1 protein-coding gene is annotated in these 337 nt (G+C 42.7%); it reads left to right on the forward strand.

Annotation, left to right across the window (positions count from 1 at the left end):
• A partial coding sequence (locus tag DYY66_RS06720) for a potassium-transporting ATPase subunit KdpA (protein WP_166287319.1) occupies positions 1-337 on the forward strand: 337 nt, incomplete at both ends.

Genomic DNA, 337 nt, shown 5'->3' on the forward strand with positions numbered 1-337 from the left:
TCTTTTATGCAAATTCGTCTCACCCGTTTGAAAATCCCACAGGTATCTCAAATGTCTTTGAATGCATCCTCATGCTTGTAATACCGTTCTCATTCCCGATAGCCTATGCTCACCTATTAGGCAAAGGAAGAGGAATTTCCATACTTGCAGCCATGCTAATCGGATTTGGCGTCATGCTTGCTCTAGGATTATCCGAACAGAGCGGCCCAACAGGTCTTGAGACAAGATTTGGAAGTTTTGGAAGTACACTCTTCTTAGAATCATCTGTAGCATCAAACACGGGTGCTGCAAATGCATCTCTTACAGGAATGTCACCAAATGCAGTAATTGGACTTTT

This window comes from Candidatus Nitrosotalea sp. FS, assembly GCF_011319475.1.
In the GTDB taxonomy this organism is placed as follows: Archaea; Thermoproteota; Nitrososphaeria; order Nitrososphaerales; family Nitrosopumilaceae; genus Nitrosotalea.